This is a genomic window from Microbacterium testaceum StLB037, from assembly GCF_000202635.1.
In the GTDB taxonomy this organism is placed as follows: domain Bacteria; phylum Actinomycetota; class Actinomycetes; order Actinomycetales; family Microbacteriaceae; genus Microbacterium; species Microbacterium testaceum_F.
Map to the genome: position 1 here is coordinate 3,442,440 of NC_015125.1, position 13,736 is coordinate 3,456,175.

A 13,736-nucleotide genomic window follows, 5' to 3' on the forward strand; every position below is an offset into this window, starting at 1 on the left:
ACGATAGGCTGATTCCAAATGCTCGAACTCGATTTGACCGCCGACATCCAGGCGCTGCGCTCGACCTTCGCCGATATCCAGGCCGTGGTCGACGTCGACGCACTCAAAGCCGACATCGACCGCCTCAGCGAAGAGGCCGGTGCCCCCGACCTCTGGGACGACGTCGACAACGCGCAGAAGGTGACCAGCCGGCTCAGCCACCGACAGGCCGAGCTCAAGCGCATCACCGAGATCGAGCAGCGACTCGACGACCTCGAGGTGCTCGTCGAACTCGCGATCGAGATGGACGACGAAGACAGCGCCGACGAGGCGCGCCGCGAGCTCGCCTCGCTCAAAGACGTGATCGGCCAGCTCGAGGTGCAGACGCTCCTCGACGGAGAGTACGACTCCCGCTCCGCCGTCGTCACGATCCGCTCGGGCGCGGGCGGCGACGACGCCACCGACTTCGCCGAGATGCTGCTGCGCATGTACCTGCGCTGGGCCGAGCGTCACAAGTACCCCGTGAAGGTCATGGACACGTCCTACGCCGAGGGCGCCGGCATCAAGTCGGCCACCTTCGAGGTCGATGTCCCCTACGCCTACGGCACGCTGTCGGTCGAGGCCGGCACGCACCGCCTCGCCCGCATCAGCCCGTTCGGCGGCGCCGACAAGCGGCAGACCAGCTTCGCCGCGGTCGAGGTCATCCCCGTGATGGAAGAGGCCGTCGAGGTCGAGGTCCCCGAGGGCGACATCCGCGTCGATGTCTTCCGCTCGTCCGGCCCCGGTGGCCAGTCGGTCAACACGACCGACTCTGCCGTGCGCATCACGCACATCCCCACGGGCCTCGTCGTCTCGATGCAGAACGAGAAGTCGCAGATCCAGAACCGCGCCGCCGCGATGCGCGTCCTCCAGACCCGCCTCCTCCTGCTCAAGCGCGAAGAAGAGGCGGCGAAGAAGAAGGAGCTCGCCGGGACGATCACGGCCAGCTGGGGCGATCAGATGCGCTCCTACTTCCTCTACGGTCAGCAGCTCGTGAAAGACCTGCGCACGGGCTACGAGGTCGGAAACCCCGCGGTGGTCTTCGACGGCGACCTCGACGGTCTCATCGCGGCCGGGATCCGTTGGCGCAAGCGCAAAGACGACGACGACTGAGACGGATGCCGGGGGTCCGGCATCCATAGGGTTTTCCCGGATGCCGACACGGCGCGTCCTGTCGGGCTCCTCGGAACGCGCGTTTAGGCTCGTCGAGCCATGATCCGGTTCGAGAATGTCACCAAGCGGTATCGCGGCACCACGAAGCCCGCGCTGAACGCAGTCGACTTCGAGGTGCAGCGCGGAGAGTTCGTCTTCCTCGTCGGCGCCTCGGGTTCGGGGAAGTCGTCGTGCCTGCAGCTGATCCTGCGGGCCGAGACCCCGAGCGACGGGCGCGTCGTCGTGCTCGGGCGCGACCTGCGCACCCTGTCGAACCGGAAGGTCCCCTACTTCCGTCGCCACATCGGCTCGGTGTTCCAGGACTTCCGGCTGCTGCCGAACAAGACCGTGCACCAGAACGTGGCCTTCACGCTGCAGGTGACCGGCGCTTCGCGCGGTTTCGTCCAGCAGGCCGTTCCCGAGGTGCTCGCCCTCGTGGGCCTCGACGGCAAAGAGAAGCGGTTGCCGCACGAGCTTTCCGGCGGTGAGCAGCAGCGCGTCGCGATCGCGCGCGCCCTCGTGAACCGCCCTCAGGTGCTGCTGGCCGACGAACCGACCGGAAACCTCGACCCCGGTACCTCGATCGACATCATGCGGCTCCTCGCGCGGATCAACGCCGGCGGGACGACCGTCGTCATGGCGACGCACGAGGCCGGCTTCGTCGACCAGATGCAGCGGCGCGTGATCGAGCTGCGCGGCGGCGAGATGGTCCGCGACGAGCGGCACGGCGGCTACGGCGACCGTTCCGGTCTGCCGGTGCTGGCGCCCGAGGTCGAGAAGGGTGCCGCCGCCGTGGCGGCGCTGACCGCGGTGCTCGAGGTGCAGCGCGAAGTGACGAGCATCACAGGACCGGTCGAGCCGCTGCGCGGGCCGGAAGGCTCGGAGCAGGTCTCGGCCGCACCGGTCGAGCCCGAGTCGCCATCGGTGACCACCTCGCCCGCCGCGGAACGGCGCGAGCCCGCTACGAACACGCGCTCGATCCCGGTGAGCACCCCCGAGGTCGACGCGCTTGGCCTCGCCGACAGACTCGGTCTCGCCGAGAAGAAAGACCGCGACGACGAAGTGGGACCCACGTCATGAGGTTCGGGCTCATCCTCTCGGAGGCCTTCTCGGGTCTTCGCCGCAACGCGTCGATGGTCATCTCGGTCATCCTCGTCACGTTCGTCTCGCTGACCTTCGTCGGCGCCGCGATGCTCATGCAGATGCAGATCGGCAAGATGCAGTCGTACTGGGCCGACCGGGCCCAGGTCGCCGTGTTCATGTGCTCGACGGTGTCGGACTCCGCCACCTGTACGCCCGGCGAGGCGGCGACGCAGGAGCAGATCGACGCCGTCCGCGCGACGCTCGACGGTGACGCGCTCAAGCCGCTGATCCGCGACTACAGCTTCTCGACGAGCGACGAGGCGTTCCAGAACGCCCAGGGACTGCTCTCCTCCGACATCGCCGGGGTGGTGACCGCCGACCAGTTCAACGCGACCTTCAGCATCAACCTCGTCGACCAGGGCCAATCCGACGTCATCGCGGAGGCGTTCAGCGGGCAGGCCGGGGTCGAAGAGGTCAAGGACCAGATGCAGTATCTGGAACCCCTGTTCCAGTCGCTGACGGTCGCCACCTACGTCGCGGTCGGGATCGCCGGGCTCATGCTCATCGCCGCGGTTCTGCTGATCGCGACGACCATCCGGCTCTCCGCGTTCGCCCGGCGCCGGGAACTCGGGATCATGCGTCTGGTCGGGGCGTCCAACCGCTTCATCCAGACGCCGTTCATCCTCGAGGGCGTCCTCGCGGCGCTCATCGGTTCTGCTCTCGCGAGCGTCGCCGTGTGGGCGATGGTCCAGGTCGGGGTCGAGCGCTATCTGCGCGATCGGATCGGCTTCATCACGTCCTGGGTGGGCCTCTCCGACGTTGCGATCGTCGTGCCCGTGATCGTGGTCATCGGCGTGGTGCTGTCGGCGTTGAGCGCCGGTTTCGCCATTCGGCGATGGCTCCGCGCCTGATCCCGTAGACTGAGCAGCTCTGTGTGCCCATGATCATGAGGAGGTGGCACCATGCCTCGTGAGCAGGGGGAGAAGCTCATCGCGTCGAACAAGAAGGCGCGACACGACTACGCCATCGAGAAGACGTACGAAGCGGGTCTGGTTCTGACCGGAACCGAGGTGAAGTCGCTGCGCCAGGGGCGCGCGAACCTCACCGACGGCTACGCCTACATCGACGGCGGTCAGGCCTACCTCGACGCCGTCCACATCCCCGAGTACTCGCAGGGACACTGGACGAATCACTCGGCGAAGCGCACGCGCAAGCTACTGCTGCACAAAGAAGAGATCGTGAAGCTCTCGCACGCGGTGGCCGCGGGCGGCTACACGCTCGTCCCGCTGCGGCTGTACTTCCTGGACGGGCGCGCCAAGGTCGAGATCGCCGTCGCCAAGGGCAAGCGCGAGTTCGAGAAGCGTCAGACGATCCGCGAGCGCGAAGACAAGCGCGAGGCCGAGCGCGCCATGCGGACGAAGAACCGTCTGGGCGAGTGAGCCGCCGCCTCACTCCGCGCGGAAGCGTCCTTCGACGGTCGAGCTGACGACGATCTCGGGCGGCTGCAGGCTGAACGACGGCCCCACGTCGGCCGCCATGGCGCGGGCGGCGAACATCGGCGCGTTCTCCGGCCGCGTCGCCAGCAGCCCGGCATCCGCGATCTCGACGGCGGTGACGGATGCCAGTCCCAGGGCATCCGCGTAGGCGGTGGCACGCTCGACGGCGACGTGGACCGCATCGGCGGCGACGTCCCGCTCGACGCGGGCGCGTGTCTCGGACGACAGGCGCCACTCCACCGCGGTGACCTGCACGTCGTCGGACTCGGCGACGTCGCCCAGCCACCACGACAGCGCCCCGGCGTCGATGAACGTGGCGGAGAGTTCGACGGCGGCGTGATGGACCAGCGGGAGCTGTGCCCCCTCGTTGTTCCACGGCCGGTCGGACCAGACCGAGACGCGGGCGCTCGACCACTCGGACACCTCACCCGAGCGGAGGTGCGCGACGAGTCCGTCCTGCACCGACGAGGCGCGCTCCTGCGCGCGCTCGACCACGGGACCGCGTGCGGGTCCGTCCGTGACGACGGTGACGCGGACCGCGGCCTCCTCGGCGCGCACGCGCGCATTGCTCTCGCCCCGCACGGTGATGACGACCTCGCTCATGCCGCGAGCCTACGGGAGGGTGCTACAGACCGGCCGGTTCGGGCAGTCTTGCGGACTTCGTTCGCCAGGGGGGCGAACTCCGCAGGACGGCGGGCCCGCACGGAGGGAATCATGGAGCCCCGCGAACCGTTGTAGACTGTGATGCTCGGGTGCCGCTGATGAAGACGGCGACCGAGGTGGTAATTCAACAGGGTGACAGTGGCCACTCCGAACGGAGTTCCCGGGGCTGATCGGTTTCGACAGCGCCTGCGAACCCGCGAGAAGCGGGCCGAGGATGTGGGGTTATCTCGTAAACGCTCCCTGCAAAACAATAAGTGCCGATGCTAAGCGCACTGACTTCGCCCTCGCTGCGTAAGCGAGCCCGATAGTCCGTCAGACCGTGTGTGACCCCGCCACGGATCCTGGCGTCATTTAGGGGTCTTGCTGCGTGACGGCGTCTGGACGTCACGCGGGACTTTTCCCAGGCTGGGCTTGTCGACTTAGGTGTCTGTGACAAAGGTCGGAGCCGAGCAGAACGTCTTCACAGACTGCGCCCGGAGAAAACGCGGAGACCCAGCGTTGGACGGGGGTTCGATTCCCCCCAGCTCCACGAGCCACTGTCACCTCGACGACGCCCCCGCTCCCACCCGTTTCGGTGGGGTGGGGGCGTCGTCGTTTCCGTCGTCCTCAGGCGGCGGGACGGGTGTGGATGTCCGTCTCGTCCGAGACGCCGTTGAGCTCGAGGTAGATCCGGCCCTCGGTCCGCGTGAGCGTGGCCGTGCTGCGCCGCTCGATGTGCCCGGCCATGCGCTCCACGAACCCCGCATCGAAGCTGCGCAGGAGCACTTCGTCGCCGCGGTGGATGCGCTTCCCGGCCCAGGGGGCGGCGACCTTGTCGGGGTCGCGGTGCGTGTACACGGCGGTGCGCGCGGCCTTCATGCTGCCGGTGTGGAGGCGGGCGGCATCCGGAGCCCCGACCTCGATCCACGCGACCAGGGCGCCCGTGAGGTCGCGGACGAGGACGGCGGGCTCATCCGTCGCCGAGATGCCTTCGCTGAAGTCGATGCCTTCCTCGTACTCGAGGCAGTAGGCGAGCACGCGCGTGAGCATGTAGGCGTCGGTCTCGGACGGATGCCGGGCGACGCGGATCGACAGCTCGTCGTAGACGCCGCGATCGACGTCCGAGAGCTGCACCGTGAACGTGTGAATGGTCGCGCCGATAGCCACGAGGGTCGAGCCTACGCGAGTGCTTGTCGGGGTGAGGATCCAGCGCCTAGCGTCGAGGGATGCCAGATCCCCGCGCACTCCGTATCGATGTCGGCCCGTTCCGCCTGGAGCCCACGCCCGACGCCGGCACCTGGACCGCTGTCGCGCGCGGCGACGCCGGGGGAGCGGCATCCGGGATCACCGCCGCGTGGAGCGACTGGGTCGCTTTCGCGGACAAGGTGCGCCGGGCCGACGAACTGTGGCGCGAGCGCGAGGCGCGCGGCGACGCGTGGGACGAGGGGTTCGTGGCGGCGAGGGATGCCGCAGCCGTCAACCCCTATCGGTGAGGCGTCACGGCCCTTCGACGAGGACGAGGCTCTGGCGGGTGTCGGCGAGCTTCACCCAGCCGTCGCCGAAGAGGTAGGTCATGCCGTAGCCGTCGGAGTCCTTGCCGACCGCCCACGCGGGGTTCTCGGTGACGTAGGTGCCGCTCGGCCCCTCCTCGCGGCGCCAGCCCGAGGCGACGAGGTCACGTTCGGCCTCGGCGGCGGTGGCGTCGTCGATCGGCGCCCAGCCGAAGACCTGCACGCGGTCGGTCGTGATCCGCTGATCGCCCCACTTGCACTGGATGCCGCCGTCGATCTCGGTCGCGCCGACGCGGAACGACTCGGCGCTGACGCTCCACCCGAGGCTGCGGAAGTCGTCGGCCGTGCTCTTCGGGATGATCGTGTCGCAGGTCGGGTCGGCCGCGGGTTCGGGGGTGCCGCCGTCGGTGGGATCGGGCGCGGACGTCGTGGCTCCGTCCGACGGCACCTGCGCCGCCGCGGTCGGCGTCGGCGAGGGCCCTGAGCAGCCGGCGAGGGCGATGACACTCAGAGCGGCGGCCGCGAGGGTCAGAGCGAAGCGCCGGGTCACGCGGAGTCCTCCTCGTGAACGAGCGCGAGGAACGCGTCGTGGAGGACGCCGTTCGTCGCGAACGACGAGGCCGCGTCGAGGCGGTCCGAGCCGTCGAAGGCGGTGAAGCTTCCGCCGGCCTCGCGCACGATGGGGGCGATGGCGGCGATGTCGTACTCCTGCACGCCGAACTCGGCGACGAGCTCGAGGCGCCCCTCGGCGAGCCACATGTAGGGCAGGGCGTCGCCGTAGCCGCGATCACGCCAGACGGCGCGAGAGAGGCGGTCGAGGGTCGGCAGCAGGTCGACGTCGTTCCACTGCTCGATGCTCTGGAAGCTGATGCTCGCCTTCGCGAGGTCGTCGACGTCGGACACATGGATGCCACGGGGTTCCCCGGAGGGGGTGATCGTCCACGCGCCATGCCCGGTGGCGGCCCACCACCGACGTCCCAGGGCGGGCTGGCTCACGACGCCGACCACCGGGACGCCGTCGACGGTGAGTGCGATCAGCGTCGCCCAGATCGGGATGCCGCGCATGTAGTTGTGCGTCCCGTCGATCGGGTCGATCACCCAGCGCCGGGCGGTGTCACCCGATGTTCCGAACTCCTCGCCCAGGACCGCGTCGCCGGGGCGCTCGGCATCCAGGATCTCCCGGATGGCGCGTTCGGTGGCGAGGTCGGCCTCGGTCACGTGCGTGCGGTCGGCCTTGGTGTCGATGCGCAGGTCGTCGGCGTCGAAGCGCGCCATCGCGACCGCGTCGGCGGCGTCCGCGAGACGCAGGGCGAGCGCGAGGTCGTCGGCGAGGGTGGGGAGGATCTCGTCGGGAGTCTGGGACACGGCTCCAGGATAACCGGCGAGACGGGGCCGATTTGGTGCCGCCGCGTCACGCCTGGTAACGTAATCCCTCGGTTCGCCAAGCAAATCTGAGGCGGATCAGCCTGCACCTCTAGCTCAATCGGCAGAGCAACTGACTCTTAATCAGTGGGTTCTGGGTTCGAGTCCCAGGGGGTGCACGCACGGGCCTCCACCTTCGGGTGGGGGCCCTTTCTCGCTCCGCGACGATCGCTCCCGCACCGTCCTGCACGCGATGTCGACGCTTACTTTCGCCATGCCCCATACCGTGCGCGCACGCCGCCTGTCACGCGGTGGAACGCCGCGGGTCCCCTCTGCGACGATCTCAGAATCGCGAACCGCGCCGCGGATCCGGCGCGACCGAGGACACTAGGAGCCCCCGTGACCGACACCCCTCCCGGCCTGCCGCCCGCTCCGCCCCTCCCGCCGACTCCGCCGGCCTCTCCGGAGAAGAAGCGCGGTGGGCGCCTCGGGCTCATCGTCGGTCTCTCGGTGGTCGGTGTCGTCGTCCTCGGCGTCGGCGCGTTCTTCGGGATCCGCGCGCTGACCGGCATGGCTGCGCCCGAAATGGCTGCCGCTCCGGTCGAGTCCGCCACCCCCGAGGCGGGACCGACCGGCACGACCGAGTACGCCCGCCTGGACGGGTTCATCACCGACCCCGTGTCCTCCTCGCGGGTCGTGCTCGAGGTGCCCGCGGACGAGGGCTTCGACGGGGGCCGGACGGTGATCAGCACCGCGCCGGACTCGCCGTGGGAGTGGAAGCAGATTCCGTCGGTCGACAACGACTCGCTTTACGGCGGCCAGATGAGCACCGCCTACGGCTTCCTGGGCTCGTGCATGTCGTTCGTCGGCATGGCCCGGAACGGGAGCGACGAGAACGCCCGGTGGGCTTTCAGCGACAAGGCCTACGGCATCTCGACGCTGCTGTTCTTCCGCGACCAGCTGGGGATCGAAGACCCCGCGCGATTCCACGAGGAGACCGTGGTGGGGGTGCCCTACCACGAGGAAGGTCTCGGCCAGATCCCGTTCTTCCACTACACGGTTCCCGCCGCCGAGAACAGCACCGGGGCCGACATGAAGGTCATGCAGGGTCCCGACTACAACACCGGGCACATGCTGTTCCTCTCCGTCGCGTGCTCGACCCCCGGCGACACCGAGAAGATGTGGGACACGATGACGACTCCGGGCAACGAGTACAGCGTGTACGTGGACGTGTTGCCCGCCTCCGCGGGATGACGGACGAGCCATGGAGGCGAAGCTCTACGGCATGACACGGCGGAGGCACGTCGTCTCGCTTGTCGTGCACGCCGTCTTGCTGCTGATGTTCGTCGCGCTCGCCGTGCTGAGCGCCATGAGCGCACGGTTCGGACCCGTGCAATGGGCCGTCGCCGGCTTTCTCCTGCTGTGGTCCGCTCTCTGGGTTGCGTGGGAGATCCGAGTGTTGTTCCTCTTCCGCGCCGGCCGTGCGGACGGTCAGGAACCGTCCGCCCAATGACGGCGTCGGACGGCCCGCATCGGAGAGGATGGCCCCATGGCCGATGACGAGATCTGGGACGTGACCGACATCCACGGAACGCCGACCGGCGCGCTCCACCGCCGGGGCGACGGGCCGGTTCCGGCCGGAGCGTTCCACATCGTGGCATCCGTCTGCGTGGTGTCGTCGACGGGGCGTGTGCTGGTGAGCCTGCGCGCACCGGGGAAGGACTACCCCCTCGCGTGGGAGTTCCCCGCCGGAAGCGCGCTGCGCGCGGAGTCGAGTCGTCGCGGCGCCTCTCGCGAACTCGAAGAGGAGACCGGGCTCGCGATCGCTCCCGACGATCTCGTACTCGTCGGGCGGGTGATCGAGGAGCGGGCGCTGTTCGATCTCTGGATCGCGCGCGTAGAGGGCGAACCGATTCCCGTCCCCGACCCCGAGGAGGTCCAGGATGCCGAGTGGGTCACGCTCGACGAGGTGCGCCGCCGCTGGGAGGCGGGGATGTTCGCGACCCCCTGGAACGCGCGTTTCGACCAGCTGTGGAGCACCCTCGAGCGCGAGGTGGCGACCCGCTCATGAGCGCCGGGTACCGCACGCGCGATATCGCCGTCCGCGGGGGAGCGCTGCGCGTGGGGGAATGGCATCCGGATGCCACCGGGGTGCCCTGGCTGCTCGTGCACGGCGTGACCGCGTCGCACCGCGCGTGGGCGTGGGTCGCGGAAGAGGCGCAGGACGAGCGCCTGATCGCGCCCGACCTGCGCGGGCGCGGGCGGAGCAACCGGGTCGAGGGGCCCGTGGGGATGACCGCGCATGCCGACGACCTCGCCGCGGTGCTCGACGCTCTGGAGATCGAGCGGGCCGTCGTGGTCGGGCATTCGATGGGCGCGTTCGTCTCGGCCGTGTTCGCCGACCTTCACCCCGAACGCGTGGAGCGTGTCGTGCTCGTGGACGGAGGCCTTCCGCTGACTCTCCCCGACGGACTCGACCCGCGGGAAGCGGTGCGTCACGTCCTCGGCCCCACCGCGGAGCGTCTCGGGCGGCGCTGCGCCGATCATGCCGCCTACCGGGACTTCTGGCGTGTACACCCGGCTTTCGTCGGACGGGACGACCCCGAACTCGACGCCTACTTCGACTACGACCTCGAGGGGTCGGAGCCGGAGCTCCGCCCCGCCACGACCTTCGCCACCGTCGAGCAGGACTCGATCGACCAGAACACGGGCCGCGCGATCGCCGCGGCGCTCGAGCGGATGCCGCGCCCGACCGTCCTCCTCGCGGCCGAGCGCGGGCTGCTCGACGAGATCCCGCCGCTCTACCCGGATCTGGACGTGCTCGCCGCCCGGTACCCCCGCCTCGGAGCGGTTCGGGTCGCGGACACCAACCACTACTCGATCGTCATGTCGCTCCACGGTGCTCGGATCGTTGCGGCAGCGGCTCGCGCCGGGGAGCTGCGGAGCATCTGAGGACGACGGAGGCCCCGGCTCCGAGGGGGAACCGGGGCCTCTTCACGCCGTCTCAGGCCGCGTCGCCGACCAGGACCGCGGCGCCTTCGTCCGCGGCATCCGGGTGCGCGCTGTCGACGTGGGCCAGGGTCTTGCGACCGAGCAGAATGCAGGCTGCCGCGATGAGGACCGAGACGCCGGCCACGATGTACGGCACTCCGGCTCCGGCGGCGTGCCAGAGGAACGCGGCGAGGGGCGGGGCGACCGCTCCACCGAGGAACCGCACCGCCGAGTACGCCGAGGAGGCGACCGAGCGGGGGAGGTCGGTGGCCTCCATGACGGCTTCGGTCAGCGCGGTGTTCACGACGCCCAGCACGAGACCACCCACGACGATGCACGTCACGAGGGCGGCGGGCGAGGTGACGACGAACGCGGCGACGAGCAGGTCCACGGCGAGCAGCGGCAGCGCGAGGAGCAGCACCGAGGTCAGGCGCATCCGGCGGAGGAGGATCGGGGCGACCCAGACGCTGGTGATCGCGAGCGCCACGCCCCAGCCGAAGAACGTCAGACCGATCCCCATGGCTCCGAAGCCGAGGGGGAACGGCGAGAACGCCAGGAGCGTGAAGAAGCCGATGTTGTAGAACAGGGCGGTCGCCGCGAGGATCGCGAGCGCCGGGCGTCCGAGAGCGCGGAACGGGGCGCTGAACGGGATCGGCGTGCGCGCGGGGGCGGGGCCGCGCAGGAGGACGGCGACGGCGACGAACGCGATCGCCATGAGCACGACGACGCCGAAAAACGGTCCGCGCCAGCTCGCTTCGCCGAGGATGCCGCCGAGCAGCGGACCGACGGCGATGCCGAGTCCGAGCGCCGCCTCGTACAGGATGATCGCCGCCGAGCTTCCGCCCGAGGCCGCGCCGACGATCGTCGCGAGCGCGGTGGAGATGAAGAGCGCGTTGCCGAGACCCCAGCCGGCGCGGAAGCCGATCACGGCGTCGACGCTGCCGCTGAGCGCGCAGAACAGCGCGAACACGACGATGAGCGCGAGTCCGACGAGCAGGGTGGCCTTCGCTCCGATGCGGCTGGAGATCCAGCTCGTGACGAGCATCGCGAGTCCGGTGACGACGAGGTAGCTCGTGAAGAGCAGCTCGGTCTCGACCGGCGTCGCTTTCAGGGAATCGGCGATCGCGGGGAGGATCGGGTCGACCAGGCCGATGCCCATGAAGGCGACGACGCAGGCGAAGGCCACGGCCCAGACCTGGGCGGGCTGTTTCCAGACGCTGGGAGCGGCGCTCATCGCACGACCTCCGGCTGCAGGCCCACGCGGGCGGAGAGGGCGCCGGCGGCGACGCTGACGGCATCCCACTCGGCATCCGTCATGTCGGCGACGTGCGGCGCGAGGGCGTCGCTCAACTGGGTGAGCCAGCGCTCGAGGGCGACGAGACCCTCGTCGGTGACGGCGATGACGCTGACACGCGAGTCGTCCGGGTGCGGTTCGCGCGTCACGAGGCCCGCGTCGCTCAGCTGGTGGACGAGCCGCGTCATTCCGGGCTGCGTCACGCGGCTCAGGGTCGCGAGGTCGCCGAGGCGCTGCGGGCCGTTGTCGCGCAGGAGGGTGAGCGTGCGCCATTGCGCGGCGGGGGCGTCGTTCTGGGTGTCGAGGGCGGCGATGCGCGTCAGGGCGTGCACCGCGAGCAGCAGTCTCTGCAGATCGTCATCGCGGGTCATGCAAGAAGCATACCGCAGATATATACCTGAGGTATCTATCTCGCGGCGAGCCGCGTCGACAGTTGGTGGGCGTGCGCGAGCAGGATGCGGCCGAGCTCCGCGAGGCGCTCGCCCGCGAAGCGGAACTCGACGCCCGTGAGACTGAGGGCCCACTGCGGTTGTCCGGCGCGGTCGAAGACGGCGGCGCCGAGGCCCCAACTTCCCTCCACGATGAGCCCCGGATTCACGGCGTACCCGCGCTCCTGCGTGTCGCGCACGCGCGAGCGCAGACGCGCCGGCGAGTGGGACGCGCCCCAGTGCGTCGCCAGGTCGTCGTGGCGCTCGAGGTAGGCGTCCACATCATGAGGCGGGAGGAACGCGAGGATCGCAAGGCCCGCGGATGCCACGCCCAGGGGGAAACGGATGCCCTCCGACAGCACGAACGAACGGATGGGGAAGCTCCCGTCCTCGCGCACGAGACACACGGTCTCGTCGCCGCGACGCACCGAGAGGAAGGCGCTCTCCTCCGTCCTGACGGCGAGGGAGCGCACGAGGTCGCGCGCGGTGGCGGTGATGTCGAATCGGGATGCCGCCGCGGCGCCCATGAGATACAGTTCCGGCCCCGGCAGCCAGTGCCCGGTCCCTTCGTCGCGGTCGACCAAGCCCTCCGCCCGCAGCGCGGAGAGGAGTCGATGCACGGTGGGGCGGGTGAGATCGGCGTCGCGTGAGAGGTCCCCGACGGACGCGCCCGCAGCGCCTGCGGCGGTCACGAGACGGAGCAGGGAGGCGGCCCGCGCGATCGCCTGCGCGCCGGGAACGGTCGATCGCGGGTGCGGGGCGGTGTCCACGATGTGGACGCTACGCCTCGCGGCATCCACATCGCAAGACGCGGCTGGGCGTGCCTCGGTGTGGAGGCCGAACATGAGAGGACGCAGACACGAAGGAGTTCGCGTGATCGACAAGACCTGGACCTCGGCCGCCGACGCGGTCTCCGACATCCCCGACGGCGCGTCGATCGCCGTCGGCGGCTTCGGCCTCTCCGGCAACCCCATCGCCCTCATCGAAGCGCTCCTCGCGCAGGGCACGCGCGACCTCTCGGTCGTCTCGAACAACTGTGGCGTCGACGACTGGGGGCTCGGCATCCTGCTCGGTGCCGGACGCATCCGCAAGATGACCTCGTCCTACGTGGGGGAGAACAAGGAGTTCGAGCGGCAGTTCCTCTCCGGAGAACTCGAGCTCGAGCTGACCCCGCAGGGCACCCTCGCGGAGAAGCTCCGCGCGGGAGGGTCGGGTATCGCTGCCTTCTACACGCAGACGGGCGTCGGGACGCAGGTCGCCGAGGGCGGCCTCCCGCAGCGGTACGACGGCGCCGGCGGTATCGCGGTCGCGTCGCCCGCCAAGGACGTGCGCATCTTCGAGGTCGGCGGGGAGCCGCGGGAGTTCGTGCTCGAACAGGCCATCACCACCGACTTCGCGCTCGTCCACGCCTGGAAGGGCGACCGCCACGGCAACCTCGTGTTCCGCAAGGCAGCCCGTAATTTCAACCCGCTCGCCGCGATGGCCGGGCGCACGTGCATCGCGCAGGTCGAGCACCTCGTCGAGCCCGGCGAGATCGAGCCCGACGACGTCCACCTTCCCGGGGTGTTCGTCCATCGTGTCGTCGAGGTCGGTCCCGCGATCGAGAAGCGCATCGAGAAGCGCACGGTCCGTGAGGGTGCCGTCGAGCCGAGCCCGGTCCCTTCGACAGGCTCAGGGACCTCTGCCGTGACCGAGGCGTCGAGTTCGGTCCCTTCGACAGGCTCAGGAACCTCGACCGCGACGACTAAGGAGATCTGAT

The 13,736-nt window shown here is 69.8% G+C and carries 17 protein-coding genes, 1 tRNA gene and 1 other RNA gene; 12 read left to right on the forward strand and 7 right to left on the reverse strand.

The genetic code is table 11. The features are described 5' to 3' along the window. Nucleotides 1–18: 18 nt before the first annotated feature. The 4 genes from prfB (at nt 19) to smpB (ending at nt 3,692) form a co-directional block, all read left to right on the forward strand. Nucleotides 19–1,131 carry a peptide chain release factor 2 gene (gene prfB / locus MTES_RS15660; protein WP_013586257.1) on the forward strand — a complete coding sequence of 371 codons (1,113 nt, stop codon included), beginning with the start codon at nt 19–21 and terminating at the stop codon, nt 1,129–1,131. A gap of 99 nt (nt 1,132–1,230) precedes the next feature. Next, nucleotides 1,231–2,250: a cell division ATP-binding protein FtsE gene (gene ftsE, locus MTES_RS15665; protein WP_013586258.1), complete on the forward strand. Its 1,020-nt coding sequence runs from the start codon at nt 1,231–1,233 to the stop codon at nt 2,248–2,250. After that, a complete protein-coding gene (gene ftsX / locus MTES_RS15670; protein ID WP_013586259.1) occupies nt 2,247–3,164 on the forward strand; it encodes a permease-like cell division protein FtsX in 918 nt (305 codons plus the stop codon). The genes ftsE and ftsX overlap by 4 nt, the downstream gene beginning before the upstream one ends. A 51-nt stretch (nt 3,165–3,215) precedes the next feature. Continuing rightward, nucleotides 3,216–3,692: an SsrA-binding protein SmpB gene (gene smpB, locus MTES_RS15675; protein WP_013586260.1), complete on the forward strand. Its 477-nt coding sequence runs from the start codon at nt 3,216–3,218 to the stop codon at nt 3,690–3,692. A 9-nt stretch (nt 3,693–3,701) separates the two neighbouring features. Here the strand turns inward: smpB and MTES_RS15680 are convergent, their stop codons facing one another. Continuing rightward, complete coding sequence (locus tag MTES_RS15680) at nt 3,702–4,352, reverse strand: SIMPL domain-containing protein (RefSeq protein WP_013586261.1); 651 nt, start codon at nt 4,350–4,352, stop codon at nt 3,702–3,704. Nucleotides 4,353–4,574: 222 nt separating this feature from the next. On the opposite strand from MTES_RS15680, the gene ssrA reads away from it, so the two are divergent. Then, nucleotides 4,575–4,944, forward strand: a transfer-messenger RNA (tmRNA) gene (gene ssrA, locus MTES_RS18990). 74 nt (nt 4,945–5,018) lie between these two features. Here the strand turns inward: ssrA and MTES_RS15685 are convergent. Beyond that, nucleotides 5,019–5,558, reverse strand: coding sequence for a YaeQ family protein (locus tag MTES_RS15685; protein WP_043361561.1), 540 nt, complete (start codon nt 5,556–5,558; stop codon nt 5,019–5,021). Nucleotides 5,559–5,617: 59 nt separating this feature from the next. On the opposite strand from MTES_RS15685, the gene MTES_RS19410 reads away from it, so the two are divergent. Beyond that, nucleotides 5,618–5,884, forward strand: coding sequence for a hypothetical protein (locus MTES_RS19410; RefSeq protein ID WP_013586263.1), 267 nt, complete (start codon nt 5,618–5,620; stop codon nt 5,882–5,884). Between the two features lie 4 nt (nt 5,885–5,888). On the opposite strand, the gene MTES_RS15695 is transcribed toward MTES_RS19410, so the two are convergent. Together MTES_RS15695 and MTES_RS15700 are read right to left on the reverse strand one after the other, a co-directional pair. Next, nucleotides 5,889–6,452 (reverse strand): hypothetical protein, encoded by a 564-nt coding sequence (locus tag MTES_RS15695; protein ID WP_013586264.1) that lies wholly within the window; start codon nt 6,450–6,452, stop codon nt 5,889–5,891. After that, nucleotides 6,449–7,267, reverse strand: coding sequence for an inositol monophosphatase family protein (locus MTES_RS15700; RefSeq protein WP_013586265.1), 819 nt, complete (start codon nt 7,265–7,267; stop codon nt 6,449–6,451). The genes MTES_RS15695 and MTES_RS15700 overlap by 4 nt, the downstream gene beginning before the upstream one ends. A gap of 103 nt (nt 7,268–7,370) precedes the next feature. Here MTES_RS15700 and MTES_RS15705 point away from each other — a divergent pair. The 5 genes from MTES_RS15705 (at nt 7,371) to MTES_RS15725 (ending at nt 10,216) form a co-directional block, all read left to right on the forward strand. Further along, nucleotides 7,371–7,443: transfer RNA gene (locus MTES_RS15705), tRNA-Lys, on the forward strand. A gap of 220 nt (nt 7,444–7,663) precedes the next feature. After that, on the forward strand, nt 7,664–8,518 hold the full coding sequence (locus MTES_RS15710) for a hypothetical protein (RefSeq protein ID WP_013586266.1): 855 nt from the start codon (nt 7,664–7,666) through the stop codon (nt 8,516–8,518). A gap of 10 nt (nt 8,519–8,528) precedes the next feature. Beyond that, nucleotides 8,529–8,777, forward strand: coding sequence for a hypothetical protein (locus MTES_RS15715; protein WP_013586267.1), 249 nt, complete (start codon nt 8,529–8,531; stop codon nt 8,775–8,777). Nucleotides 8,778–8,813: 36 nt separating this feature from the next. Further along, nucleotides 8,814–9,335, forward strand: coding sequence for an NUDIX hydrolase (locus MTES_RS15720; protein ID WP_013586268.1), 522 nt, complete (start codon nt 8,814–8,816; stop codon nt 9,333–9,335). After that, nucleotides 9,332–10,216, forward strand: a complete 885-nt coding sequence (locus tag MTES_RS15725) for an alpha/beta hydrolase (protein WP_043361567.1) — start codon at nt 9,332–9,334, stop codon at nt 10,214–10,216. The genes MTES_RS15720 and MTES_RS15725 overlap by 4 nt, the downstream gene beginning before the upstream one ends. 52 nt (nt 10,217–10,268) lie before the next feature. Here the strand turns inward: MTES_RS15725 and MTES_RS15730 are convergent, their stop codons facing one another. From MTES_RS15730 to MTES_RS15740, 3 genes are read right to left on the reverse strand one after another with little or no spacing between them, the layout of a single operon-like run. Next, nucleotides 10,269–11,489, reverse strand: a complete 1,221-nt coding sequence (locus MTES_RS15730) for an MFS transporter (protein ID WP_043361577.1) — start codon at nt 11,487–11,489, stop codon at nt 10,269–10,271. Next, on the reverse strand, nt 11,486–11,920 hold the full coding sequence (locus MTES_RS15735; RefSeq protein WP_013586271.1) for a MarR family winged helix-turn-helix transcriptional regulator: 435 nt from the start codon (nt 11,918–11,920) through the stop codon (nt 11,486–11,488). Before MTES_RS15735 ends, MTES_RS15730 begins: the two co-directional genes overlap by 4 nt. Nucleotides 11,921–11,955: 35 nt before the next feature. Next, nucleotides 11,956–12,747: an IclR family transcriptional regulator gene (locus tag MTES_RS15740; RefSeq protein WP_013586272.1), complete on the reverse strand. Its 792-nt coding sequence runs from the start codon at nt 12,745–12,747 to the stop codon at nt 11,956–11,958. A gap of 103 nt (nt 12,748–12,850) precedes the next feature. On the opposite strand from MTES_RS15740, the gene MTES_RS15745 reads away from it, so the two are divergent. Next, nucleotides 12,851–13,735 carry a CoA transferase subunit A gene (locus MTES_RS15745; protein ID WP_013586273.1) on the forward strand — a complete coding sequence of 295 codons (885 nt, stop codon included), beginning with the start codon at nt 12,851–12,853 and terminating at the stop codon, nt 13,733–13,735. Nucleotide 13,736: the final 1 nt, after the last annotated feature.